The organism is Micromonospora sp. NPDC000316 (genome assembly GCF_042898885.1).
In the GTDB taxonomy this organism is placed as follows: Bacteria; Actinomycetota; Actinomycetes; order Mycobacteriales; family Micromonosporaceae; genus Micromonospora.
The window spans coordinates 307315-331870 of the sequence record NZ_JBIAZG010000001.1; the positions used below are offsets into that span (position 1 = coordinate 307315).

The window sequence follows — 24556 nt, forward strand, 5'->3', positions numbered from 1 at the left end:
CCGGTGTGTCACCGACCTTCCCAGGAGGCTTCCCCCATGAGCGACCGTCCCCGGCTGCTCCCCCTGTTGGGCGCCACGCGCCACGGCAGCCGTGATGCCATGACCTGTCTCTACCGCTGCGGCAACGCCTGCGAGCACCCCGTGGCGAACACGTCCGACAACGCGTACTTCGGTGATGTGGTGAACGCGGAGGTTTCCCGGCGCGGCGTGGTCCGGGCCGGCGCGGTCGGCGCCCTGGTCCTCGGTTTCGGCGGCGCGGTCGCCGGTGCGACACCCGCTCTGGCCGCCCCCGCGACCCCCGACGTGCCGGAGGGCTTCGGCTTCGGTCGCCCCAGCGCCGGTGTCGGCAGCGGTGCGCTCACCTTCAAGCCGATCCCGCCGAACAAGTTGGACACCCTTGTGGTGCCGAACGGTTACGACCACGCCGTGGTGATCAAGTGGGGTGACCCGGTGGTGCCGGGCGCGCCCGAGTTCAACGTGCACCGTCAGACCGCGGCGGCGCAGTCGAAGCAGTTCGGCTACAACAACGACTTCGTCGGTGTGCTGCCGCTCGACAAGCGCGGCAACCGGGCGCTGCTCGTGGTCAACCACGAGTACACGAACGAGGACCTGATGTTCCCCGGCTTCGGTGGCCTGGACGGGCTCTCGGTCGAGCAACTGCGCACCGCCATGGCCGCCCACGGCATGTCAGTGGTGGAGGTGGAGCGGGTCGCCGGCACCGGGCAGTGGAAGCCGGTCGCCAACGGCCGCCGGCCGTACAACAGGCGGATCACTGCGCTCGGCACCAAGTTCGACCTGACCGGCCCGGCGGCCGGCTCGGCCTGGCTGAAGACCGCCGCCGACCCCAAGGGTCGTACGGTCGTGGGCACGCTCAACAACTGTGCCGGTGGCGTGACCCCGTGGGGAACCGTGCTCTCCGGCGAGGAGAACTTCAACCAGTACTTCGTCGGCGCTGAGGCCGCCCCGGCGGAGCTGAAGCCGAAGCTGGACCGCTACGGCATCGGCACCGCGTCCCGCTACCCCAGCGGCAGCCGCAAGTGGGAGCGCGCCGACGAGCGCTTCGACCTGGCCCGGCACCCGAACGAGGCGCACCGGTTCGGCTGGATCGTCGAGATCGACCCGTTCGACCCGGAGAGCCGCCCGCGCAAGCACACCGCGCTTGGCCGGTTCAAGCACGAGGGCGCGAACGTGATCATCGCCAGGGACGGGCGCGTGGTCGCGTACATGGGCGACGACGAGCGGTTCGACTACCTCTACAAGTTCGTCTCGGACAAGAAGTTCCTGAAGGGCAACTCCTGGGCTGCCCGCAAGCACAACCTGACCCTGCTCGAGTCCGGCACCCTCTACGTCGCGAAGCTGGACCAGAGCAGCGCCGCCGAGATCGACGGCTCGGGCACGCTCCCCACCGACGGCGCGTTCAACGGCCGGGGCCGCTGGATCAAGCTGGTGAGCGGCAACCGCTCGTTCGTCGACGGGATGACCGCCGCGGAGGTGCTCACCTTCACCCGGCTGGCCGGTGACACGGTGGGCGCGACAAAGATGGACCGTCCGGAGGACGTCGAGCCCAGCCTGCTCACCGGCAAGGTGTACGTGGCGCTCACCAACAACACCAACCGGGGCGTCGGCGGCAACCCGAAGGCGGACGAGGCCAACCCGCGCAACGCCAACAAGCACGGGCAGATCCTGGAGTTGGTCGAGGAGCGCGGCGACAACACCGCCGAGACGTTCGCCTGGTCGTTGCCGATCGTCTGCGGCGACCCGACCGACCCGTCGACCTTCTTCGCCGGGTACGACAAGACGAAGGTCTCCCCGATCTCCTGCCCGGACAACGTCGCCTTCGACGCCACCGGCAACCTGTGGATCTCCACCGACGGCAACGCGCTGGGCAGCAACGACGGGCTCTTCGCCACCGCCGTCGAGGGCCCGGAGCGGGGTCACCTCAAGCAGTTCCTGACCGTGCCGCTGGGTGCCGAGACCTGCGGCCCGTTCATCACCGGCGACAACCGTTCGCTCTTCGTCGCGGTGCAGCACCCGGGTGAGATCACCGGCGCCTCGGTCGAGAACCCTGCCTCGAACTGGCCGGACGGCGACTACGCCAAGCCGGGCGTGGTGGTCACCTGGCGTCTCGACGGCGGCCCGGTGGGCAGCTGACGTTGCTCCGGCGGTCTGGCGCTGGACCGCCCCGAAGGGCCCTCTCCCCGCCTGGGAGGGGGCCCTTCGGCGTCGGTGGGTCAGTGGTCGGCGGCGATGCCGTCGGCGACGGCGCGGGCGACAGTGAGCAGCTTGGCCCGGACGACCCGGGCGGAGGTCATCATCTCGCTCGCCGGGAGCGCGCAGGCGAGCACGACCCGACGTTCCATGTCCTTGTCCGGCGCGACAAGCACCGCCGCGCAGGCCACGCCCTGCCGGAACTGCCCCAACTCCAACTGCATCCCGCGCCTGTCACCGGCGGCCAGGTCCGCCTCGAACGTCTCGGTGGTGGTGAGCGTGGCGGTGGTGAACGGACGCATGCCGTACTCGCGCAGGTAGCGGAACCGCTGCTCGGTGGTCAGGGTGGCGAGCAGGGCCTTGCCCAGGGCTGTCGCGTGCGCCCCCTCGTCGAACCCGGGGACCAGATCCTCCAGGTAGGGCGACCGGTGCCCCTCGGCCAGGGCCGTGAGGGCCACCTGGCCGCCCACGAACCGGCCCAGGTAGTGGCTGTAGCCGGTGTCCACGGCTGCCCGGCGCAACGTCTCACCCACCACTGGTGGGCCCCGGAACGCGGTCACCAACTCCCGGTAACGGTCGGCGACCTCCAACCCCACGATGTACGTGCCGTCCTCCCGACGGATCACGTAGCCCTCGTAGGCAAGCGTGCGGACCAGGTGGTAGGTGGTGGCCACGGTCAGCTCGCACCGCCGGGCGATCTGCTTGACGGTCAGGCCCTTCGGGGCGCGACCGACCGACTCCAGGACCCGCAGTGCTCGGGACACACTGCGGATCAGGTCCGAAGGTTCTGCCAAGGGGTCGCGCACAACCACCTCCGCCGCCGGGGACTTACACCATATGAAAAACAGGGCGGGTGCGAAATGCCTGTTCGGATCGAGGATGCCAGATCACCATCCACTGCTCGTGAACCGTCGGTCACGAAGCGTGGCCTGAGTATGACTCGCGTAGGTTTGCCGACGATGACCGACACCGCTCTCACCTCCGCTCCGGACCGCGCCCGGACCCGCCCGATCCGGGCCAGCGCCGGTGCCGTGGTCACCACCGTGGCCTGCGTGCTTCCCGTCTTCCTGCTCGGCGGCCTCGCCGTCCAGATGGGCGCGGACCTCGGCTTCTCCCCGGCTGGCCTGGGCCTGGCAGTGGCCGTCTACTTCGGGGTCAGCGCGCTGGCGTCGGTCCCCTCCGGCCGCCTCGTCGAGCGGCACGGCCCGGCCCTGGTGGCCCGCTGCGGCATCCTGCTGTCGGCGGGGTCGATGCTGGCCATAGCGGCGCTCGCCCGGTCGTACCCGGTGCTGCTCGGGCTGCTGGCGCTCAGCGCCGCCGCGAACGCCCTCGGCCAACTGGCGAGCAACGCCGCGCTCGCCGAACACGTGCCGCCGGGCCGGCAGGGGTTGTCGTTCGGCGTCAAGCAGGCGGCCATTCCGGTCTCCACCCTGCTGGCGGGTGCGGCGGTGCCCACCATCGCGCTCACCGCCGGCTGGCGCTGGGCGTTCGTGGCCGCCGCCGTCGCGGCTCTGACGACGCTGCCCGCCGTACCCCGGCAGGTGCCGGGCCGGGCCCGGCGGGCCGCAGCCGCACGCGCCGGCCGGGCCACGGCGGCGCTCGTGGTGATCGGCGCGGCGGCGACGTTGGCGGCGGCGGCGGCCAACGGGCTGGGCACATTCCTGGTGGACTCCTCCGCCGCTCGGGGCCTCTCACCGGGCCTCGCGGGCCTGACCCTGACCCTGGGCAGCGCGGTCTGCGTGGCGGCTCGGGTGGGCGCCGGCTGGCTGGCCGACCGCCGCGCGAGCGGCCACGTCGCGCTCATCGCCGGGATGCTTGTGGTCGGGGCCGCCGGGCTCGGACTGCTCGCGCTGGCCGGCACCGTGCCGCTTGTGGTGGGTGTGGTGCTCGGCTTCGGCCTGGGGTGGGCCTGGCCCGGCCTCATGAACTTCGCTGTGGTCCGGCTGCACCCGCAGGCACCGGCCGCCGCCACGTCGATCACCCAGACCGGGGTGTACGCGGGCGGCTGCCTCGGCCCGTTGACCCTCGGCCCGCTCGCCGCCCACCTCGGCTATCCGACGATGTGGACCACAGCGGCGGTGTCCATGCTGCTCGCCGCCGGCCTCATGCTCACCGGCAGCCGTCTCCTGACCCGCCCGGCCCAGCCCGCCTGAGGGCGGTGCCCAGCCACGTGCGTCTCGGGGTGCTGGATCAGCTGGTGCGGTCGGCGATGTAGTCGCAGAGCGACTCCAGGGCCTCACGCGACGGGGTGTCGGGAAGCGGGGCCAGGCGTGCGCGGGCGTCCTCGGCGTAGCTGCGCACGGTCTCCCGGGCGCGCTTGAGCGCCGGGCTCTCCCGCAGCAACCCCAGGGCCTCGGCGTGCAACGCGTCATCGGTAAGCGGGCCGGTGGCCAGGATCTCCCGCAGTCGCACCGAGGACGCGTCGGAGTCGTCCGCCGCGCAGGCGTAGAGCACCGGCAGCGTCGGGACTCCCTCACGGAGGTCCGTGCCAGGCGTCTTGCCCGATTGCACCGACTCCGAGGCGATGTCCAGCAGATCGTCGGAGAGTTGGAAGGCGACGCCGATCGTCTCGCCGTACCCGGCCAACGCCTCGATGTGCTCGCTGGAGGCGCCGCCGAACATGCCGCCGAAGCGGGCCGACGTCGCGATCAGGGAACCGGTCTTGTCGGCGATCACGTTCAGGTAGTGCGCCACGGGGTCGTCACCGGGGCGCGGGCCCACGGTCTCCGCGATCTGGCCTTGCACCAGCCGCGCGAACGTCTGCGCCTGCAACCGGACGGCCTCGGGGCCCAGGTCGGCCGCGATGTCCGCAGCGCGGGCGAAGAGATAGTCGCCGACCAGGATGGCGACGGAGTTGGTCCAGCGCGAGTTGGCGCTCGGCGCGCCCCTGCGCACGGCAGCCTCGTCCATCACGTCGTCGTGGTACAGAGTGGCCAGGTGGGTGAGCTCCATCACCACTGCCGCCGGGACCACCTGCGCGCCGGCCGGGTCACCGAACTGGGCGCCCAACGCCACCAGCAGCGGCCGAAAACGCTTACCGCCGGCCTCGACGAGATGCCGGGCGGCCTCGGTCACGAACGGGTCGGCGCTGGCGACACTTGCCCGCAACTCGACCTCGACCGTGTCCAGCAGGCCCAGCACGGACGCCTCGACGCGAGCATCGGCGAGATGGAGGCCGAGCGCGCCGAACTGACTCGTGCTCACCCGACCCCGGCGACCGCCGGAACCGGTGGCACCTGATCGCTGGCCAGCCGGAATCACCACGCTATCAACCATGCCACACGCGTTCGACCTGCTCCGGGTCGGGGATACGACCAGGGGCCGGCACGCTGTGCAGCGTGCCGGCCCCGGTGGCCGAGGTTCGTCTCAGCGCACGAATTCGGCGGCCCCGTTTGCCAGGTCCAGCAGCGGCGCAGGGGCGATACCCAGCGCCAGGGTGGCCACCACGCCGATCATCAGCGCGGCGGAGGTGAGCCCGCCAGGGACGGTGACCGTCGGGGTGGACTCGCCCGGCTCGGAGAGCCACATCATCACCACGACCCGCAGGTACGGGAACGCCAGCACCATGCTTGTCAGCACACCCGCGATCACCAGCCAGGCGTGACCACCGTCAAGCGCCGGCCCGAAGACCGCGAACTTGCTCGTGAAGCCACTTGTCAGCGGAATACCGGCGAAGGCCAGCAGGATGAACGTGAACAGTCCCGCGTAGAACGGGGAACGGCGGCCCAGCCCCGCCCAGCGGGACAGGTGGGTGGCCTCCCCGTCGGCGTCGCGGACCAGTGTCACCACAGCGAACGCGGCAAGCACCGAGAAGCCGTACGCGACCAGGTAGAACATCGTGCCGGACAGCCCGTCGCGGCTCGGCGCCAGCACACCGACAAGCAGGTAACCGGCGTTGGCGATCGAGGAGTACGCGAGCAGCCGCTTGATGTCGGTCTGGGTGACCGCGAGCACCGCGCCCACGAGCATCGTCAGCACCGCCACCGCGCCGAGCACAGGCGTGAAGTCCCAGCCGGCACCGGCGAACGCCACGTGGAAGACCCGCAGCAGCGCGCCGAACGCGGCGACCTTGGTGCAGGCGGCCATGAAGCCCGTGACAGGCGTCGGAGCGCCCTGGTAGACGTCCGGCGTCCACACGTGGAACGGAGCCGCGGCGGCCTTGAAGAGCAGACCGATGGAGAGCAGCGCCATGCCGGCGAAGAGCAGCACCGGGCTGGCCGGCGACTCGGCCACCGCCGCGTTGATTGTGGCGAAGTCGACGCCTGCGCCCCGCCCCGGAGTCCCGGAGGTGAAGCCGTAGATCAGGGCGACCCCGAACAGGAAGAACGCCGAGGCGTACGCGCCGAGCAGGAAGTACTTCATCGCCGCCTCCTGGCTCAGCAGACGCCGGCGACGGGCCAGCGCGCAGAGCAGGTACAGCGGCAGGGAGAAGACCTCAAGCGCGATGAACATGGTCAGCAGGTCGTTCGCCGCCACGAAGATCAGCATGCCGCCGATCGCGAACGTGACGAGCGGGTACACCTCGGTGAGCCCGTTACGCCCCGCGGCCTGCCGCCGGTCGTCGGCCGACTCGGCGGTCACCGCGGCCTGCGCCACGAAGGCACCGCCGCGCTCCACCGAACGGTCGCCGATCAGCAGCAGCGCCATCGCGGCGAGCACCAGGATCGCGCCCTGGAGGAAGAGCGCCGGCCCGTCCACCGCGATGGCCTGACCGGCCGTGATGAGCCGGTCGTCGGCGTTGAGGACGACCATGGTCAGGGCGGCGAGGACGGCCAGCAGCGCCAGGGTCAACTGCACCACGTGCCGCAGTCGCCGGGGCACGAAGGCTTCCACCAGCACGCCGAGCAACGCGGCGCCCAGCATGATCAGAATCGGGGCGAGCGCCGCGTAGTCGAGCGACGGCAGTTTCAACTCGGTCACTTTGCCGCCTCCTGGACGGTGCCCACCGACGGGGCGGGGTCGGTCCTGCCGATGTCGTCCATGGTTGCCTGGACGGCGGGGTTGATCACGTCAGTAACCGGCTTGGGATAGAAGCCGAGCAGCACGATCAGTGCGATCAGCGGGGCGACCACCACCTTCTCGCGCAGGTTGAGATCCCGACGCATCCCGTCGATCTTGGTAAGCGCCGGGTTGAGCGTGCCCTGCGTGGTGCGCTGCACCATCCACAGCACGTACGCGGCGGCGAGGATGATGCCGAGCGTGGCGATGACCGCGACCGGCTTGTTCACAGTGAACGTGCCGATCAGCACCAGGAACTCGGAGATGAACGGCGCGGTGCCGGGCAGCGCGAGCGAGGCGAGACCGGCGAAGAACAGCACACCGGCGAGCACCGGGACGAGCTTGCCCGCGCCGCCGAAGTCGCTGATCAGCGACGAGCCACGCCGGGAGATCAGCATGCCCACCACCAGGAAGAGCAGGCCGGTGGCCAACCCGTGGTTGAGCATGTAGAGCACCGCACCGGTGCCGGCCTGGGTGGTGAAGGCGAAGATGCCGACCCCGATGAAGCCGAAGTGCGCGATCGAGGTGTACGACACCAGCCGCTTGAGGTCGTTCTGACCGACGGCCAGCAGCGCGGCGTAGACGATGCCGATCACACCAAGCGCCAGCGCCCACGGCGCGAACCACTTCGACGCCTCGGGGAACAGCGGCAGGCAGTACCGCAGGATGCCGAACGTGCCCACCTTGTCCAGGACGCCGACAAGCAGCGCCGCGGCGCCCGCCGGGGCCGCACCACCGGCGTCCGGCAGCCAGGTGTGGAACGGGAAGAACGGGGCCTTGATGGCGAACGCGAGGAAGAACCCGAGGAACAGCCACCGCTCGGTGCCGGTGCTGATGTCGACCTGCGACAGCGCCTGCCAGTCGAAGGTCTTCCCGCCGACCACCCAGAGCCCGATCACCGCGGCCAGCATGAACAGACCGCCGACAAGCGAGTAGAGGAAGAACTTCACCGCCGCGTACTGCCGCTGGTGGCCGCCGTAGCTGCCGATCAGGAAGTACATCGGCACCAGCATGACCTCGAAGAACACGTAGAACAGGAAGACGTCGGCGGCGGCGAAGACGCCGATCATCGTGCTTTCGAGGATCAGCAGCAGAGCGAAGTAGACCGGGATGGACCGCTTGGAGGACTCCGCGTCGTGCCAGGACGCGAGGATCACCAGCGGCACCAGCACCGCGATCAGCATCAGCATCACCAGGGCGATGCCGTCCGCGGCGAAGGTGAAGCTGACGCCCCAGTTCGGGATCCACGAGTACGACTCGCGGAACTGGAACCGGTCACCGCCGGCGTTGAAGCTGACCCACATCACCACCGAGAGCACAAGCACCAGCAGCGACCAGGCGAAGGCCACCTGCTTGGCCAGCTCCGGCCGGCGGCGCGGCAGGAAGGCCACCACCAGGGCGCCCACCAGCGGCGCCACGGTGAGCACCGAGAGGAACGGGAAGTTGGACATTATGCGGCCTTACCTCCGTCGTGGATGCGTAGTCCGCCGGCGGGGGCGGCCGGAAAGAGGTCGATCACGCGAACCACCCCGCCTGCACTGCCAGGAACGCCGCCATCACCAGCAGCGCACCGGCAAGAATCGAGGTGGCGTACGAGCGGACGAAGCCGGTCTGCATCCGCCGGAGGCGGGCCGACCCACCGCCGACAGCGGCGGCGAGACCGTTGACCAGCCCGTCGACACCCCTGTTGTCGAGGAAGACAAGCGCCCGGGTGAGGAAGATGCCCGGCTTCTCGAAGACCGCCTCGTTCACCGTGTCGGTGTAGAGGTTGCGCCGGGCGGCGGTGACAAGCACACCGGCCGGCTGCGGCGCGGTGGCCGTACCGGCCCGGAACAGGACCCAGGCAAGCCCGGCACCGAGCACGGTGACAAGCAGCGACAGGGTGGTGATCGCGGCGTGCGAGAGGACAGCCTCGTGCTCCGCGTGCTCGCCGCCCAGCCCGGCGGTCGCCGTCAGCCAGTCGGGCACCGAGGTGGCGAGCAGGAACCCGGCGCCGACCGAACCGATCGCCAGCAGGATCAGCGGGATGGTCATCAGCTTCGGCGACTCGTGCGGGTGCTCGATGTCCTCCGTCCACCGCTTCGGACCGTGGAAGGTGAGCACGAACAGCCGGGTCATGTAGAACGCGGTAAGCCCGGCACCGAGCAGCGCGGCCCCGCCGAAGAGCCAGGCGGTCCAGTCCTCCCGCTCGAAGGCGGCCACGATGATCGGCTCCTTGGAGAAGAAGCCGGAGAACGGGAACATGCCGATGATGGCGAGCCAGCCCATCATGAACGTCAACCAGGTGATCTTCATGTGCTTCGACAGCCCGCCGAAGCGACGGATGTCCACCTGGTCCTTCATCCCGTGCATGACCGAGCCGGCGCCCAGGAACATGTTGGCCTTGAAGAAGCCGTGCGCCAGCAGGTGCACGATGGCCAGCGCGTACGCGCCACCACCCAGGCCGACGCCGAGGAACATGTAGCCGATCTGGCTCACCGTCGACCAGGCGAGCACCCGCTTGATGTCGTCCTTCGCCGCGCCGATGATGCAGCCCATCAGCAGGGTGAGCGCGCCGACGCTCACCACCACGAGCTGGAGCGTCGAGTTGGCGGAGAAGATCGGGTTGGACCGGGCGATCAGGTAGACGCCAGCGGTGACCATCGTGGCGGCGTGGATGAGGGCCGACACCGGGGTGGGGCCCTCCATCGCGTCCGGCAGCCACGCCTGGAGCGGGAACTGGCCGGACTTGCCGGCCGCGCCGAGCAGCAGCAGCAGGCCGAGCACCAGCACTGTGGTGCTCGTCAGCGCGCCGACACCGTTGAACACCTCGTCGTACTGGGTGGTACCCAGCGTGGCGAACATGATGAAGATGCCGATGGCCAGGCCGGCGTCGCCGACCCTGTTCATCAGGAACGCCTTCTTGCCGGCGGTGGCCGCGCTCGGCCGCCCGTACCAGAAGGAGATCAGCAGGTACGACGCCAGACCGACGCCCTCCCAGCCGAAGTACAACATCACGTAGTTGTTGCCGAGCACCAGCAGCAGCATGGCCGCGACGAACAGGTTGAAGTACGCGAAGAACCGGCGGCGACCCGAGTCGTGCGCCATGTACTCCACGGCGTACAGGTGGATCAGGAAGCCCACGCCGGTGATCAGCAGGACGAAGACCGCGGCCAGCGGGTCGAACAGCAGGCCGAAGTCGACTCGCAGGTCACCGACCGCGATGAAGTCCCAGAGGCTCAGCTCGACCGACTTGTTCTCCAGGCCACGCAACTGGAAGAAGAAGGTCAGGCCGAGCACGAACGCGGCGCCGATGGCGGCGACGCCCAACCAGTGCCCCCAGCGGTCGGCCCGCCGCCCGAGCAGCAGCAGGACGGCGGCGCTTACCAGCGGGATCGCCACCAGCAGCCAGACGCCGCCGAGCATGCCGCCTGCCGAGCCGTAGGCGACGTCCCCGAGCGGCGCCGCTGCGGCGTGCGCCAGATTCTCTTCCACTGCTTGCCCCTTAGTACTTGAGCAGGTTGGCGTCGTCGACGCTCGCGGAGCGTCGAGTCCGGAAGATCGACATGATGATCGCGAGCCCGACCACGACCTCGGCCGCGGCCACCACCATCACGAAGAACGCCATGATCTGGCCGTTGAGGTCACCGTTGATCCGGCTGAAGGTGACAAGCGTCAGATTGGCCGCGTTGAGCATCAGCTCCACGCACATGAACAGCACGATCGCGTTGCGCCGGACGAGCACCCCGGCGGCGCCGATGGTGAACAGCACCGCGGCGAGGACCAGGTAGTAGTTCGGCTCGACCGAGAAGAACGATTCCATTACTTGTCTCGCCTTCCGTTCGCGACTGCGGGGCTCCGCTTCGCTGCACTCCTCGCGCTCACCGGTCCGTCCCCTTCAGCGAGGTCTCCTCGGCGGTCAGCTCGCGCTGCGGAAGGATCGCCGGGGTGCTGCGGTCGGTCAGGCGGCCGTCGGGCAGCCGGGCCGGGGTGGCCACCGAGGAGGACGTCGCGAAGACACCGGGGCCGGGCTTGGGGCCGGGGTAGTTGCCCGGCGCGAAGCGGGCCCGCATCGTCGACGGCTGGTCGACCTTGTCCTGCTTACGCCGCTCGACGTGTGCGAGCACCATGGCACCGACCGCCGCGGTGATCAGCAGCGCCGACGTCAACTCGAACGCCAGGACGTACTTGGTGAAGAGCAGCCGGGCGATGCCCTCGACGTTGCCCTCCGCGTTGACCTGCTCCAGGCCGACAGCTGTGGTGCCGTCCAGCGCGTGGTAGACGCCGCTGCCGATCAGGCCGGCGAAGCCCACACCCAGCACGATGGCGGCGACCCGCTGGCCGCGCAGCGTCTCGATCAACGAGTCGGAGGCGTCTCGGCCGACAAGCATGAGCACGAACAGGAACAGCATCATGATCGCGCCGGTGTAGACGATGATCTGCACCATGCCGATGAACGGCCCGGCCTGGAGCACGTAGAACACGCCCAGGCAGAGCATGGTGAGCACCAGCCAGAGCGCCGAGTGCACGGCGTTGCGTGCGGCCACCATCCCGATCGCGCCGAGCAGCGCGAGGGGCGCGAGGATCCAGAAGGTGACCTGCTCGCCGCCGGACACCCCGCCCGCCGCGGCCAGCACCGTAGACGTGGTCATGCTTCCTCTCCCTTGCCGGCCGCCGCACGCTGGGCGGCCTGCTCGGCACCCGGGAACGTCACGCCGGGGTGCTCCTCGACCTTGTAGCGGCCGGGGCCCATCGGGGACGTCTCGGCACCGGCGGAGGTGCCCGGGTTGTCGAGCGCGCCGACGTAGTAGTCCTTCTCGCTGTCGCCCAGCCGCATCGGGTGCGGCGGCTGCTCCATGCCTTCGAGCAGCGGTGCCAGCAGCTGCTCCTTCGTGAAGATCAGGTCCTGCCGGTTGTCCCGGGCCAGCTCGTACTCGTTGCTCATGGTGAGCGAACGGGTCGGGCAGGCCTCGATGCACAGCCCGCAGAAGATGCACCGGGCGTAGTTGATCTGGTAGATGCTCGCGTACCGCTCACCCGGCGAGAAGCGCTGCTCGTCGGTGTTGTCGCCACCTTCGACGTAGATCGCGTCCGCCGGGCAGGCCCAGGCGCACAGCTCACAGCCGATGCACTTCTCCAGGCCGTCCGGGTGCCGGTTGAGGATGTGCCGCCCGTGGTAGCGCGGCGCCGAAACCGGCGGCTTGAACGGATAGTCGGTGGTGACGACCTTCCTGAACATGTGCGAGAAGGTGACCCCGAATCCCTTGAACGTTCCGGTTATCGCGCCCACGTCACACCTCCCTGGAGTCCGAGCCGGCGATGTTGGCCGGCTCCCGCTCGGCGACCACGCGCGTGATACGCGGGCTCGGTGGTACCTGTAGATCCATCGGTGGCAGCGGGAAGCTGCCGTACGGCCGGCTGTCCACCTGTTCCTGCGTGGTCGGCGTCGGCTTGGGCTTGCGGTTCGGCCAGAACAGCGTGGCGATCAGCAGGATGCCGGCCGGGATGCCTACCGCGATGAGCTTGCCGCGCGAGTCCCAGTCCTCGATGGACCGCAGGCCCGCCAGGACCAGGATCCAGGCCAGGTTGATCGGCAGCAGCACCTTCCAGCCGAGCCGCATGAACTGGTCGTAGCGCAGCCGGGGCAGCGTGCCGCGCAGCCACACGAAGACGAAGACCAGCATGATCACCTTGCCGAAGAACCAGAGCATCGGCCACCAACCGGAGTTGGCGCCCTCCCAGATCGTGATCGGCCACGGCGCGTGCCAGCCACCGAGGAAGAGCGTCACGGTGAATGCCGACATCGTCACCATCGCGACGTACTCGCTGAGCATGAAGAGCGCGAACTTGAGCGAGCTGTACTCGGTCTGGAAGCCCGCCACCAGCTCCGACTCCGCCTCGGGCAGGTCGAACGGCGCCCGGTTCGTCTCACCGACGATGGCGATGAAGAACATGACGAAGCTCGGCAGCAGCAGGATCGCGTACCAACCGGGAGCGTGGACCGTGACGCCGCCGATGCTGAGCTCGGTGGCGTCCCCCTGGGCGGCGACGATGCCGCTCGTGGACATCGTGCCCGCGGTCATGAACACCGCGACCACGCTCAGGCCCAGCGTGACCTCGTAGGAGACCAACTGGGCGGCGGAGCGCAGGCCGCCGAGCAGCGGGTACGTGGAGCCGGATGCCCAGCCGCCGAGCACGATGCCGTACACCGCGAGCGACGACAGGGCCAGCACCAGCAGGACGGCCACCGGCACGTCGGTGACCTGCAACGGCGTCCGGTGGCCAAAGATGCTGACCATCGGGCCGAACGGCATCACCGACAGCGCGGTGACCGCGCAGACCACCGAGATCACCGGCGCGAAGAAGTAGACGACCTTGTCCGCCGCCTTCGGCAGGATGTCTTCCTTGAAGGCCAGCTTCAGACCGTCGGCGAGGGTCTGCAGCAGGCCGAACGGACCGACCTGGTTGGGGCCGGGCCGCACCTGCATGTAGCCCACGACGCGCCGCTCGAACCAGACGCCCAACAGGGTGGCCAGCACAGCGACGACGAACGCGAAGAGGATCTTGATGAGGACCAGCCACAACGGATCCTGGCCGAAATCGGCAAGCGTCGGATCCTGGGCTAGGAGGACGCTCACTGTGCCCACCTTTCGTTCGCGATTGCGGGGCTCACTCGCTGCGCTCGTTCACTCCTCGCGCTCACTGGTTACCCCCAGCGTTGAGGAGCGGACCCGGGAGGCCGGCCTCGTCGGCCGCCACCCGCCCGGCCGGCACGGCCACGCTCGGTGCGGGGACCGAGATCCGGACGACAGTGCCGGACGTCGCCCCGAGGCTGCGTCGCACTGTCGAGCCCGGCGAGTTCGTGGGCACCCAGACGACGCCGTCCGGCATCTCGGTGAGCGCCGCCGGCAGGGTCAATGCCCCCCGGTCGGTGCCGACCGTGACCGCGTCGCCGTCGACGACACCGAGCGCCTCTGCGGTGCCCTTGCCCAGCCGGACGACAGGCGGGCGGGCGGTGCCGGCGAGGTGCTCGTCGCCGTCGGTCAGGCTGCCGAGGTCGACCAGCTGGTGCCAGGTGGCCAGTACGGCCTCCCCGTCACGCGGCTGCGGCGTCGCGCCCGGCGACACCGACGGCGGAGCCGGCCGTGACATCCGCGTGGCCGGCAGCGAGCCCAGCTCGCGGCGCACGCTCGGCACGTCGGCCGTGCCGAGTCGCACGTCGAGCAGCGCCGCCAGGGCGTCGAGCACCCGACCGTCGGTCATCGCCGCGGTCTTCAGCACCGCCTCGAACGGCCGCAGCCGGCCCTCCCAGTCCAGGAAGCTGCCAGCCTTCTCGACCACCGGGGCGACCGGCAGGACCACGTTCGCCCGCCGGGTCACCGCGCTGCCGCGCAGCTCCAGGCTGACCAGGAACGGCACCGCGTCCAGGGCGGTCTCGGCCAGTCGCGGGTCGGCCAGGTCGGCCGGGTCGACCCCGCCGACCACAAGCGCGCCGAGCTGCCCGTTGGCGGCGGCCGCCAGGATGCCGTCGGTGTCCCGACCGGCCTGGCTCGGGATCACCCCGGCCGGGATGTCCCACGCCTCGCCCAGTTCGGCCCGCGCGGCCGGCTCGTTGACCAGCCGGCCGCCGGGGAGCAGGTTGGGCAGGCAGCCCGCGTCGACAGCGCCACGGTCACCCGCGCGCCGCGGCACCCAGGCCAGCTTCGCGCCGGTACGCCGGGCCACGTCCGCCGCGGCGGAGAGCCCGCCCGGCACACTTGCCAGCCGCTCGCCGACGATCAGGACCGCTCCCGGCGCGCTGAGCGCCTCGGCGACTGTGGCGTGCTCGGCGAGCACGCTCGCCTCCTCGCCCGGTACCACCCGGGCCAGCTTGGCGCCGAGCTTCTCCAGGCCGCGGGTGGCGAAGGGCGCCAGCGCGTACACCGTCAGGGTCTTCTTCAGGTACGCCTTGCGTAGCCGCAGGAAGAGGATCGGGCACTCCTCCTCCGGCTCCAGGCCGACGAGCACCACCGCCGGCGCGTTCTCCACGTCGGTGTAGGTGACGTCGGTGACCCCGGCGACCGAGCTGGCCAGGAAGTCGGCCTCCTCGCGGGAGACCGGCCGGGCCCGGAAGTCGATGTCGTTGGTGTTCAGCGCGACGCGGGCGAACTTCGCGTACGCGTACGCGTCCTCGACGGTCAGCCGACCGCCGGTGAGCACCGCAGTGCCCTGGCCGCTGTCGCGGGCCGCGCGCAGCCCCTCGGCGGCCACGGTGAGCGCCTCACTCCAGGACGCCTCGCGCAGCTCACCGGTGCGCTCGTCGCGGACCAGCGGGGTGGTCAGCCGGTCGGTGGCGCGGGTGTACTGGAAGCCCCACCGGCCCTTGTCGCAGTTCCACTCCTCGTTCACCTCCGGCTCGTCACCGGCCAGCCGGCGCAGCACCTTGCCGCGCCGCCAGTCGGTGCGCTGCCCGCAGCCGGCCGAGCAGTGCTCGCAGACGCTCGGGCTGGAGACCAGGTCGAACGGGCGGGCCCGGAAGCGGTACTGGGCGCCGGTAAGCGCACCCACCGGGCAGATCTGCACCGTGTTGCCGGAGAAGTAGGAGTTGAACGGGACGTCCCCGGCGTCGCCCTCTTCGCCGTACGCGTCGTCCCGGTAGATGTTGATCTCCTCGGCGGACGACCGGCCCATCAGGTCGATGAACTTGTCGCCGGCGATCTCCTCGGAGAACCGGGTGCAACGCTGGCAGAGCACGCAGCGCTCGCGGTCCAGCAGCACCTGGCTGCTGATCGCCATCGGCTTCTCGTACTCCCGCTTGTGCTCGTGGAAGCGCGAGTCGGTGCGGCCGGTGGACATCGCCTGGTTCTGCAGCGGGCACTCGCCGCCCTTGTCACACATCGGGCAGTCCAGCGGGTGGTTGAGCAGCAGCAGCTCCATCACCCCCTCCTGCGCCTTCTTGGCGACCGGCGAGGTGAGCTGGGTGCGCACGACCATGCCGTCGGCGACGGTCTGGGTGCAGGAGGCGACAGGCTTGCGCTGCCCCTCCACCTCGACCAGGCACTGCCGGCACGCGCCGGCCGGGGCCAGCAGCGGGTGGTCGCAGAACCGGGGGATCTCGGTGCCCATCTGCTCGGCGGCCCGGATCAGCAGCGTCCCCTTGGGAGCGGTGACCTCGACGCCGTCGATGGTGAGGGTGACCGTTTCGGTCTGCTTGGCTACGTCCGTCATCAGTGAGCTCCAACCAGCTGCTTGTCGGAGAGCTTCGGCGCAGTACGACCCTCGATGTAGTCGAGGTAGTCCTGCTTGAAGTACTTCAGCGACGAGGTCACCGAACTGGTCGCGCCGTCACCGAGGCCGCAGAACGAGCGGCCGAGGATGTTGTCACAGGTGTCCAGCAGGGTGTCCAGGTCCTCGTGGGTGCCCTGACCGGCGAGGATCCGCCGGTAGACCCGGACCATCCAGTAGTTGCCCTCGCGGCACGGGGTGCACTTGCCGCACGACTCGTGGTGGTAGAACTCCAGCCACCGGTACGTCGCGTAGACCGGGCAGTCCTGGTCGGAGAAGATCTGGGTGGCAGTGGTGCCGAGGATCGAGCCGGCCGCCGCCACCCCCTCGAAGTCCAGCGGCACGTCCAGGTGCTCGGCGGCGAGCAGTGGGGTCGACGAGCCGCCCGGGGTCCAGAACCGCAGGTTGTGGCCGGGCTGCATCCCGCCGGCCAGCTCCAGCAGCTCGCGCAGCGTGACGCCCATCGAGCACTCGTACTGGCCGGGGTTCACGATCCGGCCGGAGAGCGAGTAGATCATCGGCCCGGACGACTTCTCGGTGCCCATGGACTTCCACCAGTCGGCCCCGCCGAGCACGATCGGCGGCACGCTGGCGATGGTGCCGACGTTGTTCACCACCGTCGGGCTGGCGTACAGGCCGTGGGTGGCCGGGAACGGCGGGCGCAGCCGGGGCTGACCACGGAACCCCTCCAGCGAGTCCAGCAGCGCCGTCTCCTCGCCACAGATGTACGCCCCGGCGCCGGAGTGCACCACCAGCTCCAGGTCGTAGCCGCTGCGCAGGATGTTCCGACCGAGGTAACCCTTGTCGTACGCCTCCTGGACGGCGTTGCGCAGCCGCCGCGCGGCGTGCACCGCCTCGCCCCGGATGTAGATGTAGGCGCGGTTGGCCCGGATCGCGTACGACGCGATGATCACGCCCTCGACGAGCGCGTGCGGGTCGTGGGTCATCAGCGGCAGGTCCTTGCAGGTGCCCGGCTCGCCCTCGTCGGCGTTGACCACGAGGTAGTGCGGCTTGCCGTCGCCCTGCGGGATGAAGCCCCACTTGAGACCTGTGGGGAAGCCCGCGCCACCCCGGCCGCGCAGCCCGGAGTCCTTGATCAGCTGGATCAGGTCGTCCGGGTGGGCCTTGAGGGCCTTGCGCAGCGCGGCGTAGCCGTCCAACTGCTCATAGGTGCCGATCCGCCAGGCGTCCGGCGACAGCCAGCGCTTGGTCAGCACCGGCGTCAGCTTGGCCAGCGTCTCCTGGCGGGGAGTGGTCACTTCTGGGCCCCCGTTTCGTTCGCGTCCGCCGGATCGGTGCCGTCGGCGTCCGTGCCAGTTTTCGCTTCGGTGAGGTTGCGCTCCTGCGCCCCGGCGTCGTCGCCAGCGGGCTTGCCGTCGCCGGCCGGCGCGTTTGCCGCCACGCCGGCGGCCTCGGCCCGCTGCGCGTCGCGCGGGGCCGGCGGCGAGGTCTCCGCCGGGACCTTGGTGCCGGGGGCGTCCGGCGCGGCGGTGCTCGCGTCGGGCTGCCGGGTCTCGGCGGTACGCACCTGCGGAGACTTGTCGTCCGGTGCCTTCACGTCCGGTGCGGTGCTGCCGGTCGCCGCCGCTGCGGGAGCCGGCTCGCCGGCGCCGGCGTTTGCGGGCGTACCCGTCGGAGCGGAAGCCCCGTCGCCGCCCTTGACCGGTGCCGCGCTGGCCTCGGCGGGCGCCGGCTTTGCGGCCTCCGCCTTCGCCTTCGCCTCGGCGGCGGCCTTGTCCGCCTCCGCCTTGCTGCGGATCGGGGTGTTCGGGTCGAAGCCCGGCACCGAGACGCCGTGCTCCTGCGCCAGCCGCAACCCGCGCAGGGTGGCCTCGCCCGGCCCGCCGTCGGCGACCGCGCCCTCGCGCTCGTCGGCGAAACCGGCGAGCTGCACCGCCATCTCCTTGAGCGTGCAGAGCCGGGCGCCGCGGGTCGGCATCGGCCGGCCACCGGCGCGCAACTCGTCGACCACACCGACCGCAGTGGACGGGTCGACGCCGTCGAAGAAGTCGTAGTTGACCGTCATCACCGGGCCGTAGTCGCAGGCCGCCAGGCACTCGGCGTGCTCCAGCGTGATCTTTCCGTCGGCGGTGGTCTCGTCGTGGCCGACGCCCAGGTGCTCGGTGAGGGTGTCGTAGACCTCCTGGCCACCCAGCACATTGCACATCGTGTTGGTGCAGACGCTCACCAGGAAGTCACCGGTCGGCTTGCGCTTGTACATGGTGTAGAAGGTGGCCACCGCGCCGACCTGCGCCTTGTTCAGGCCGAGCACCTCGGCGCAGAACGTGACACCGGCCGGAGAGACGTAGCCCTCCTCCGACTGGACCAGGTGCAGCAGCGGCAGCAACGCCGAGCGGGACCGGTCCGCCGGGTAGCGGGCGATGATCTCGCGCGCCCGCTCCCGGGTCTCGTCAGAAAAGCTCATCGGTCACACCCACCCATCACGGGGTCCAGCGAGGCGCCGCCGGCGATCACGTCGGCGATCAGGCCGCCCTCGGCCATCGCCGGCAGGGCCTGGAGGTTGACGAAGCTCGGCTCCCGGTAGTGCACCCGGTACGGCCGGGTGCCACCGTCGGAGACCGCGTGCACGCCCAACTCGCCGCGAGGCGACTCGATGGCGACGTACACCTGGCCGGGCGGGACCCGGAAGCCCTCGGTGACCAGCTTGAAGTGGTGGATCAGCGACTCCATCGACTGACCCATGATCTTGGCGACGTGCTCAAGCGAGTTGCCCATGCCGTCGACACCGATGGCGAGCTGGGCCGGCCAGGCGATCTTGCGGTCGGCGACCATCACCGGGCCCGGCCGCAGCCGGTCCAGTGCCTGCTCGACAAGCTTCATCGACTCCCGGATCTCGGCGAGCCGGACCAGGTAGCGGCCCCACACGTCGCCGTCGGGGTGCGTCGGCACGTCGAACTCGTACGTCTCGTACCCGCAGTACGGCATGGTCTTGCGCAGGTCCCAGGCGAGCCCGGCAGAGCGCAGCACCGGCCCGGTGATGCCGAGCGCCACGCAGCCGGTCACGTCCAGCACCGCGACGTTCTTGGTGCGCTCGGTCCAGATCGGCTGGCCGGAGAGCAGGTCCTCGTACTCCTTGAGCTTCTTCGGCATCATCTTGAGGAACTCGCGGATCTTGACGATCGCCTCGTCCGGGACGTCCTGCGCCACACCGCCCGGCCGGACGTACGCGTGGTTCATCCGCAGGCCGGTGATCGTCTCGAAGATGTCGAGGATGTACTCCCGCTCGCGGAAGCCGTACAACATGATCGAGATCGCGCCCAGCTCCATGCCAGTGGTGGCCAGCCAGACCAGGTGCGACGAGATGCGGTTGAGCTCCATCATCAGCACGCGGATGGTGGTGGCCCGCTCGGTGATGTCGTCGGTGATGCCGAGCAGCTTCTCGACCGCGAGCGCGTACGCCGTCTCGTTGAAGATCGGGGCGAGATAGTCCATCCGGGTCACGAAGGTCGAGCCCTGCACCCAGTTGCGGTATTCGAGGTTCTTCTCGATGCCGGTGTGCAGGTAGCCGACGACCGAGCGGGCCTCGCGGACCGTCTCGCCCTCCAACTCCAGGACCAGTCGCAGCACCCCGTGCGTGGACGGGTGCTGCGGACCCATGTTGACCACGATCCGCTCGTCGTTGATCGGGTCGGTGCTCGAGACGACCGTGTCCCAGTCGCCACCGGTGACGGTGAAGACCCGACCCTCGGTGGTCTCGTGCTCGGTCGCGTAGTTCGACGTCGTCACTGGTACGACCTCCTCCGGTCCGGCGGCGGGATCTCGGCGCCCTTGTATTCGACGGGCACCCCACCGAGCGGGTAGTCCTTGCGCTGCGGGTGGCCCTCCCAGTCGTCCGGCATGAGGATCCGGGTCAGGCTGGGGTGGCCGTCGAAGACGATCCCGAACATGTCGTACGCCTCGCGCTCCTGCCAGTCCGCCGTCGGGTAGACGGCTGTCACGCTGGGCAGGTGCGGCTGCTCGACGGAGACCGCGGCCTCCAGCCGGACCCGACGCCGGTACGTCATCGAGGTGAGCAGGTAGACCACGTGCAGCCGGCGCTCGTCGGCACCGAGGTAGTCCACACCGGACACCGAGGAGCACAGCTCGAATCGCAGCGCCATGTCGTCCCGCAGCACCTGGCAGACCTCGGCGATCCGCTCCGGGCGCACGTGCAGGGTCAGCTCACCCCTGTCGACGACGACCTTCTCGATCGCGTCACCGAAGGCCGGGTACGCCTCCTCCAACGCGTCGCGGACCTCGTCGAAGTAGCCGCCGTAGGGCCGCGCGGCCTCCTCGATCGGCTGGCGCTGACGGACCAGGCCGCCGTAGCCGGACACGTCGCCGGTGCCCTGGTTGCCGAACATCCCGCGGCCGGCAGGGCTGGACGGCGGGTACTCCGCCGGTGCGGTGCCGCTGGCGCCGGCCGGGGTGACCGGCACCGGCACCCCGCCGTCGTTGGGCTTGTCGGTGGGTGACGTCATTTGGGGCCTACCTGCGGGTGGAGGTGGTTCTGGGCGTTCATCCAGTTCTCGATCCGCAACTGCTCCTCGCGCCCCTCGCGGACCGCCTGGGTCCACTCGGCACGCCGGGCCTTGTCGCTGCGGTACGAGGACGGCATGGAGCCGTACGGCACGACGGGAACGTCACCGCGCTCCTGCCGGGCCGCCTGCATCTTGCGACCGTTCGCGCCCAGCGGCTCGTACATGATCTTCTCGCGGAGCTTGAGGATCGCGTCGATGAGCATCTCGGGCCGGGGCGGGCAGCCGGGCAGGTACATGTCGACAGGCACGACGTGGTCGACGCCCTGCACGATCGCGTAGTTGTTGAACATGCCGCCGCTGCTGGCGCAGACGCCCATCGAGAGCACCCAGCGGGGCTCGGCCATCTGGTCGTAGATCTGGCGCAGCACCGGTGCCATCTTCTGACTCACCCGGCCGGCCACGATCATCAGGTCGGCCTGCCGGGGCGAGGCCCGGAAGACCTCCATGCCCCAGCGGCCCATGTCGTAGTGCGGACCACCGGCGGCCATCATCTCGATGGCGCAGCAGGCCAGGCCGAAGGTGGCGCCCCACACGGACGACTTCCGAGACCAGTTGACCAGCTTCTCCACCGAGGTGAGCAGGACGCCGGCGGGAAGCTTCTCCTCGATGCCCATCTGACGTTCCTTCCTCAGTCCCAGTCCAGGCCGCCGCGCCGCCACACATAGGCGTACGCGACGAAGACCGCGACGATGAACAGGACCATCTCCACGAAGCCGAAGATCGGCAGAGCGTCGAACGAGACCGCCCAGGGGTAGAGGAAGATGATCTCGATGTCGAAGACGATGAAGAGCATCGCCGTCAGGTAGAACTTGATCGGGAACCGCCCGCCGCCAACCGGCTGCGGGCTGGGCTCGATGCCGCACTCATAGGCCTCGAGCTTGGCCTTGTTATAGCGACGGGGGCCAGTAATCCGAGCGGCGCCAACGGAGAACAGCGCGAACGCCGCGGCGATGGCGAAGAGCCCGATGATCGGTGCGTAAGGCGAGAGCGACATCTTTTCTCCTGCTCGTCCTTCCCTGCCCTCGATGCTTGACGAAAATCACACTATTCACGTCCCTCGCGGTGGCTGCCGCCGGGGGTCGATCTTTGTCCGGATCGGGGCTGTGACCTGCACCGATACCGGTTGTCCTAGACGGCTGGCGCTGCCTTCGTCATCGCGTTGATGACCCGGTCCATCGCGTCCCCGCCACGGGGATCGGTCAGGTTGGCCAACAGTTTGAGCACGAATCGCATCAGCGTCGGGTGTGGCATTCCGTGCTTGGTGGCGATCCGCATGATCTCCGGACGGCCAATCAGCTTCACGAAGATGCCGCCGAGCCGGTAGTAGCCACCGAGCCGGGCCTTCAGCTCGTTCGGGTACGCCATCAGCGCCCGCTCCCGCTCCGGGCCGGCCGGGCGGGCGAGGGCCTGGGCCACGACCTCCGCGGCCAGTTCGCCGGACTCCATGGCGTACGCGATGCCCTCGCCGTTGAACGGGTTGACCATGCCGCCGGAGTCGCCGACCAGCAGCACGCCGCGCGTGTAGTGAGGCACCCGGTTGAAGCCCATCGGCAGCGCCGCACCGAGGATCGGGCCCTCGGCGTTGGCCTCGTCGGTCATCCCCCAGTCCTCGGGGGTGTTGGCGAGCCAGTCGGTGAGCAGCCTGCGGTAGTTGGTCTTGCCGAACGCGGAGGACGAGTTGAGCACGCCGAGGCCGACGTTGACGCGGCCGTCACCGAGGCCGAAGATCCAGCCGTAGCCGGGCAGCAGGTTGTCGCCGCTGTCCTTGCTGCGCAGCTCCAGCCACGACTCCAGGTAGTTGTCGTCGTGCTTGACAGGTGAGCGGTAGTAGCGGCGGACGGCCACGCCGATCGGCCGGTCCTCCCGCTTGGCCAGCCCGAGCGCGAGCGGGAACCGACCGGAGACCCCGTCGGCCGCCACGACAAGCGGGGCGCGGAAGGTGGCGGGCTCCTTGCCCGGGCCCACCTCCGCCTCGACACCTGTCACCCGGCCGTCGCCGTCGAGCACCGGGCCGAGCACGTTCACGTTTGTGCGGAGCTCCGCGCCGGCGGCAACCGCACGCTTGGCGAGCAGGTCGTCGAAGTCGAGCCTCGTACGCACCAGGCCGTAGTTGGGGAAGCTCGCCAGGTCGGGCCAGTCCAGTTCGAGGCGTACGCCGCCGCCGATCACGCGCAGGCCCCGGTTGTGCAGCCAGCCGGCCTCGGGCGAGGTGTCCACACCCATCCGGATGAGCTGCCGCACCGCGCGCGGGGTCAGCCCGTCGCCGCAGACCTTCTCCCGGGGGAACTCGGTCTTCTCCAACACCAGCACCCGTGCGCCGTGCCGGGCCAGGTGGTACGCAGTTGCCGATCCACCGGGACCGGCGCCAACGACAATGACGTCGGCGTCGTGTTCCACCGCGGTCATTCGCGCCTCCTCCCGCACGCTCGTGAAATGCTTCACAAGCCAGACGGGACGAGTGTATGACCGACGTCATGCCTACGCAGGACCAGGGGTACCTAACCCGCGGGATGTGACAGCCGGTGACCGTCCAAAGTGCCAGGTCTCAGGCTCGGCTGGGCGCGTCCAGGCCGGCATCGGCCCGGATGGACTCCGGCAGATGCTCACGCAGCGCTCCCCCGGCCGCCCGGTCCAGCGCGGCCAGCACCTCGGCGACCACCTGCCGCACGTCGGCGGGGTCGGCACCCGCCAGCGCACGCAGTTGCGCGACGAGTTCGGCCGCGTCGTCGTCGGTGGCGGCCACCGGGTCCGCCGGGTCTGCTCCGGTCATGCCGACGAGCGTACCGGGCAAAGTGGACTAAATGCTGGTATTAACGAAACCCGAATTATGTCCGGGTTGGGTGATCCTCCGCGACTACTCGCGGATCCCCCGGTGCAGGGCGACCACGCCGCCGGTCAGGTTGCGCCACGCCACACGGCCCCACCCAGCCGCACCGACGCGTCCGGCCAGCGCGGCCTGATCCGGCCAGGCCCGGATCGACTCGGCCAGGTAGACGTACGCCTCCGGGTTGCTGGACACGCCCCGGGCCACCGCCGGCAGGGACCGCATCAGGTACGACAGGTAGACCGTCCGGAAGGCCGGGTTGACCGGGGTGCTGAACTCGCAGACCACCAGCCGCCCTCCGGGGCGGGTCACCCGTGCCAGCTCACGCAGGGCCGCGTCGGTGTCGTTGACGTTGCGCAACGCGAACGAGATGGTCACCGCGTCGAAGCTGGCGTCGGCGAAAGGCAGCCGCAGCGCGTCCCCCGCCAGCAGCGGCACCTCGGGCCGAACCCGCTTGCCCGCGTACAACATGCCAAGCGACAGGTCGGCGCCGACCGCGTACGCCCCGGACTGGGCCAGCTCACGGGTCGAGACTCCGGTGCCCGCGCCCACGTCGAGCACCCGCTCACCCGGCCGCAGGCCGAGCGCGGCGCGGGTGGCCCGACGCCAGGAACGGTCCTGACCGAAGGAGAGCACGGTGTTTGTCAGGTCGTAACGCTCGGCCACGCCGTCGAACATCGCGGCGACCTCGTGCGGCTGCTTGTCCAGGCTGGCGCGCTGGCCCTGCGGGGTACGGCTCACC

The 24556-nt window shown here is 70.0% G+C and carries 21 protein-coding genes; 2 read left to right on the forward strand and 19 right to left on the reverse strand.

The window, feature by feature from the left end:
* The first annotated feature begins 36 nt into the window (after positions 1-36).
* Positions 37-2151 (forward strand): PhoX family protein, encoded by a 2115-nt coding sequence (locus tag ACFY2Q_RS01415; protein ID WP_387126440.1) that lies wholly within the window; start codon positions 37-39, stop codon positions 2149-2151.
* Positions 2152-2231: 80 nt separating this feature from the next.
* On the opposite strand, the gene ACFY2Q_RS01420 is transcribed toward ACFY2Q_RS01415, so the two are convergent.
* The gene (locus tag ACFY2Q_RS01420) at positions 2232-3014 is read right to left on the reverse strand and encodes an IclR family transcriptional regulator (protein WP_387126442.1); all 783 of its coding nucleotides are present in this window, start codon (positions 3012-3014) and stop codon (positions 2232-2234) included.
* A 153-nt stretch (positions 3015-3167) separates the two neighbouring features.
* On the opposite strand from ACFY2Q_RS01420, the gene ACFY2Q_RS01425 reads away from it, so the two are divergent.
* Positions 3168-4361, forward strand: coding sequence for an MFS transporter (locus ACFY2Q_RS01425; protein WP_387126444.1), 1194 nt, complete (start codon positions 3168-3170; stop codon positions 4359-4361).
* A 37-nt stretch (positions 4362-4398) separates the two neighbouring features.
* Here the strand turns inward: ACFY2Q_RS01425 and ACFY2Q_RS01430 are convergent, their stop codons facing one another.
* The 18 genes from ACFY2Q_RS01430 to ACFY2Q_RS01515 form a co-directional block, all read right to left on the reverse strand.
* Positions 4399-5484, reverse strand: coding sequence for a polyprenyl synthetase family protein (locus ACFY2Q_RS01430; RefSeq protein ID WP_387126446.1), 1086 nt, complete (start codon positions 5482-5484; stop codon positions 4399-4401).
* A 90-nt stretch (positions 5485-5574) separates the two neighbouring features.
* Positions 5575-7128, reverse strand: coding sequence for an NADH-quinone oxidoreductase subunit NuoN (nuoN, locus tag ACFY2Q_RS01435; protein WP_387126448.1), 1554 nt, complete (start codon positions 7126-7128; stop codon positions 5575-5577).
* The gene (locus ACFY2Q_RS01440; RefSeq protein WP_387126450.1) at positions 7125-8657 is read right to left on the reverse strand and encodes an NADH-quinone oxidoreductase subunit M; all 1533 of its coding nucleotides are present in this window, start codon (positions 8655-8657) and stop codon (positions 7125-7127) included. Before ACFY2Q_RS01440 ends, nuoN begins: the two co-directional genes overlap by 4 nt.
* Before the next feature lie 64 nt (positions 8658-8721).
* Positions 8722-10611: an NADH-quinone oxidoreductase subunit L gene (nuoL, locus tag ACFY2Q_RS01445; RefSeq protein WP_387127544.1), complete on the reverse strand. Its 1890-nt coding sequence runs from the start codon at positions 10609-10611 to the stop codon at positions 8722-8724.
* Positions 10612-10690: 79 nt separating this feature from the next.
* Positions 10691-11008, reverse strand: a complete 318-nt coding sequence (gene nuoK / locus ACFY2Q_RS01450) for an NADH-quinone oxidoreductase subunit NuoK (protein ID WP_306272991.1) — start codon at positions 11006-11008, stop codon at positions 10691-10693.
* Between the two features lie 58 nt (positions 11009-11066).
* A complete protein-coding gene (locus ACFY2Q_RS01455) occupies positions 11067-11837 on the reverse strand; it encodes an NADH-quinone oxidoreductase subunit J (protein WP_387126452.1) in 771 nt (256 codons plus the stop codon).
* A complete protein-coding gene (nuoI, locus tag ACFY2Q_RS01460) occupies positions 11834-12475 on the reverse strand; it encodes an NADH-quinone oxidoreductase subunit NuoI (protein ID WP_387126454.1) in 642 nt (213 codons plus the stop codon). Before nuoI ends, ACFY2Q_RS01455 begins: the two co-directional genes overlap by 4 nt.
* A 1-nt stretch (position 12476) precedes the next feature.
* A complete protein-coding gene (nuoH, locus tag ACFY2Q_RS01465) occupies positions 12477-13823 on the reverse strand; it encodes an NADH-quinone oxidoreductase subunit NuoH (protein ID WP_387126456.1) in 1347 nt (448 codons plus the stop codon).
* A gap of 61 nt (positions 13824-13884) precedes the next feature.
* The gene (locus ACFY2Q_RS01470) at positions 13885-16392 is read right to left on the reverse strand and encodes an NADH-quinone oxidoreductase subunit G (RefSeq protein WP_387126458.1); all 2508 of its coding nucleotides are present in this window, start codon (positions 16390-16392) and stop codon (positions 13885-13887) included.
* The gene (nuoF, locus tag ACFY2Q_RS01475; protein ID WP_357003975.1) at positions 16392-17708 is read right to left on the reverse strand and encodes an NADH-quinone oxidoreductase subunit NuoF; all 1317 of its coding nucleotides are present in this window, start codon (positions 17706-17708) and stop codon (positions 16392-16394) included. Before nuoF ends, ACFY2Q_RS01470 begins: the two co-directional genes overlap by 1 nt.
* Positions 17705-18874, reverse strand: coding sequence for an NADH-quinone oxidoreductase subunit NuoE (gene nuoE / locus ACFY2Q_RS01480; RefSeq protein ID WP_387126460.1), 1170 nt, complete (start codon positions 18872-18874; stop codon positions 17705-17707). The genes nuoF and nuoE overlap by 4 nt, the downstream gene beginning before the upstream one ends.
* Positions 18871-20196, reverse strand: coding sequence for an NADH-quinone oxidoreductase subunit D (locus tag ACFY2Q_RS01485; RefSeq protein WP_387126462.1), 1326 nt, complete (start codon positions 20194-20196; stop codon positions 18871-18873). The genes nuoE and ACFY2Q_RS01485 overlap by 4 nt, the downstream gene beginning before the upstream one ends.
* A complete protein-coding gene (locus ACFY2Q_RS01490; RefSeq protein WP_357484586.1) occupies positions 20193-20930 on the reverse strand; it encodes an NADH-quinone oxidoreductase subunit C in 738 nt (245 codons plus the stop codon). Before ACFY2Q_RS01490 ends, ACFY2Q_RS01485 begins: the two co-directional genes overlap by 4 nt.
* Complete coding sequence (locus ACFY2Q_RS01495) at positions 20927-21604, reverse strand: NuoB/complex I 20 kDa subunit family protein (RefSeq protein WP_387126464.1); 678 nt, start codon at positions 21602-21604, stop codon at positions 20927-20929. Before ACFY2Q_RS01495 ends, ACFY2Q_RS01490 begins: the two co-directional genes overlap by 4 nt.
* A gap of 14 nt (positions 21605-21618) precedes the next feature.
* Positions 21619-21984 carry an NADH-quinone oxidoreductase subunit A gene (locus ACFY2Q_RS01500; protein WP_387126466.1) on the reverse strand — a complete coding sequence of 122 codons (366 nt, stop codon included), beginning with the start codon at positions 21982-21984 and terminating at the stop codon, positions 21619-21621.
* A gap of 134 nt (positions 21985-22118) precedes the next feature.
* A complete protein-coding gene (locus ACFY2Q_RS01505; protein ID WP_387126468.1) occupies positions 22119-23396 on the reverse strand; it encodes a geranylgeranyl reductase family protein in 1278 nt (425 codons plus the stop codon).
* Positions 23397-23535: 139 nt separating this feature from the next.
* A complete protein-coding gene (locus ACFY2Q_RS01510) occupies positions 23536-23760 on the reverse strand; it encodes a hypothetical protein (RefSeq protein ID WP_387126470.1) in 225 nt (74 codons plus the stop codon).
* Positions 23761-23844: 84 nt separating this feature from the next.
* Complete coding sequence (locus tag ACFY2Q_RS01515) at positions 23845-24555, reverse strand: demethylmenaquinone methyltransferase (protein ID WP_387126471.1); 711 nt, start codon at positions 24553-24555, stop codon at positions 23845-23847.
* Position 24556 lies beyond the last annotated feature (1 nt).

Excerpts from the sequence above, each read along its gene's own strand:
- ACFY2Q_RS01415 (WP_387126440.1), top strand. The coding sequence starts at position 37 with ATGAGCGACCGTCCCCGGCTGCTCCCCCTGTTGGGCGCCACGCGCCAC.
- ACFY2Q_RS01425 (WP_387126444.1), top strand. The coding sequence starts at position 3,168 with ATGACCGACACCGCTCTCACCTCCGCTCCGGACCGCGCCCGGACCCGC.
- ACFY2Q_RS01430 (WP_387126446.1), bottom strand. The coding sequence starts at position 5,484 with ATGGTTGATAGCGTGGTGATTCCGGCTGGCCAGCGATCAGGTGCCACC.
- ACFY2Q_RS01440 (WP_387126450.1), bottom strand. The coding sequence starts at position 8,657 with ATGTCCAACTTCCCGTTCCTCTCGGTGCTCACCGTGGCGCCGCTGGTG.
- nuoL (WP_387127544.1), bottom strand. The coding sequence starts at position 10,611 with ATGCTCGGCGGCGTCTGGCTGCTGGTGGCGATCCCGCTGGTAAGCGCC.
- nuoK (WP_306272991.1), bottom strand. The coding sequence starts at position 11,008 with ATGGAATCGTTCTTCTCGGTCGAGCCGAACTACTACCTGGTCCTCGCC.
- ACFY2Q_RS01455 (WP_387126452.1), bottom strand. The coding sequence starts at position 11,837 with ATGACCACGTCTACGGTGCTGGCCGCGGCGGGCGGGGTGTCCGGCGGC.
- ACFY2Q_RS01470 (WP_387126458.1), bottom strand. The coding sequence starts at position 16,392 with ATGACGGACGTAGCCAAGCAGACCGAAACGGTCACCCTCACCATCGAC.
- nuoE (WP_387126460.1), bottom strand. The coding sequence starts at position 18,874 with ATGAGCTTTTCTGACGAGACCCGGGAGCGGGCGCGCGAGATCATCGCC.
- ACFY2Q_RS01490 (WP_357484586.1), bottom strand. The coding sequence starts at position 20,930 with ATGACGTCACCCACCGACAAGCCCAACGACGGCGGGGTGCCGGTGCCG.
- ACFY2Q_RS01495 (WP_387126464.1), bottom strand. The coding sequence starts at position 21,604 with ATGGGCATCGAGGAGAAGCTTCCCGCCGGCGTCCTGCTCACCTCGGTG.
- ACFY2Q_RS01500 (WP_387126466.1), bottom strand. The coding sequence starts at position 21,984 with ATGTCGCTCTCGCCTTACGCACCGATCATCGGGCTCTTCGCCATCGCC.
- ACFY2Q_RS01505 (WP_387126468.1), bottom strand. The coding sequence starts at position 23,396 with ATGACCGCGGTGGAACACGACGCCGACGTCATTGTCGTTGGCGCCGGT.
- ACFY2Q_RS01510 (WP_387126470.1), bottom strand. The coding sequence starts at position 23,760 with ATGACCGGAGCAGACCCGGCGGACCCGGTGGCCGCCACCGACGACGAC.